We start from the raw sequence: 1,137 nt of genomic DNA, 5'->3' as shown, positions 1-1,137 counted from the left end.
CCGCACGACGGTGCGGAACTCGTCCGGGCTTCGTCCGGGAATCCGCAGTGACAGGCGAAGGCGGCGAGCGAGATCAAGGATATTGGCAACGTCTTTTACGTCCGTTGTCAGCCCGTCGACAGGCAATGGCTTGCCCGCCAAGGGGCTTCGGTCGATGGCCGACAGGGCTGCCTTCATCCGGCGCAACAGGTCAAGATGCTTGCCGGGTTCCGCGGTCCCGCGTTGCGCGCGATCCTGGAGCTGCTTCTGGACCTTGCGCGTGCCAAGCACTGACTTTGGCCAGAACGAAGCTTGCGCATCGCGCCATTGTCGGTCGAGGGTGTCTATGTCGATGTCGCGGACGACCGCGACGTCATAGGCGGCGGAAAGGCCACGCTCTGCCTCGCGATAGTCCCCGATCGAGCGCTCCAGCCTGGCGAGCGCTTCGCCGAAGGTCGGGAAATCCCGGTCGTAGGCAATCGAGACATCGCGGTTACGCGACTGAGCCAGCAGCTGCGCCAACTCGGTCAGCGACTGCAACTCTGCTTGAGGCAGTTCGCCGGCCGCGAGGCCGAGACCGGACTGATAATCCCGTATCGATGCCGTCAATTGGCCGATTGCCGAATGAAGCGATGTCGCTGCGCCCAGCAGCCTCATTTGCCAGTCGCCGCTCCACTCTTTGACATCGACCAGGTCCAGCGCCGGCTGGCGTTCGACCGCGGTAAAGATCAGGCCGACCTGCGCCGCCAACTCCTCCAGTTTGAAGAGGGATTGCGCGTCGTGTCCGTCAGGCGCCGACCAGGTGAATGCCGGTGCGGCAGCATCATGCGACCTGAGCGCAATGCCCAAGGCCAGGTAGGGCGTCCAACCGTTTGGGTAGCGCTTGTGCAGTGCTTCGACATAAGCGTTGAGCTCATCGCGGCGAAGGCGAAGCCGCTCGTTGACGGCGACCCATTGGGAGGCGTCTGCTCGTCCTCCTTGTTCCCATGAGGCTTTCAGTTGGGCGAGGAAATGCTTGCGGTCGGCCTTGTTGGAATGCAACTCGATGCAGTGATTACCAAGCCCGTGCTCGCGCAGTCGTCGATAGACGACATCGAGCGCCGCGGTCTTTTCGGCAACGAACAGGACCGTCTTGCCCACGGCCAGACAGTTGGCGAT

The 1,137-nt window shown here is 62.8% G+C and carries 1 pseudogene; it reads right to left on the bottom strand.

What is annotated here, in order from left to right:
* A pseudogene (locus EOA24_RS38775) lies at positions 1-1,137 on the bottom strand (DNA helicase); the annotation flags it as partial.

It is taken from the genome of Mesorhizobium sp. M2A.F.Ca.ET.039.01.1.1, from assembly GCF_003998035.1.
Taxonomy (GTDB): domain Bacteria; phylum Pseudomonadota; class Alphaproteobacteria; order Rhizobiales; family Rhizobiaceae; genus Mesorhizobium.
The sequence above is the reverse complement of the archived record's forward strand: the minus strand, read 5'-3'. Positions and strand labels throughout refer to the sequence as shown.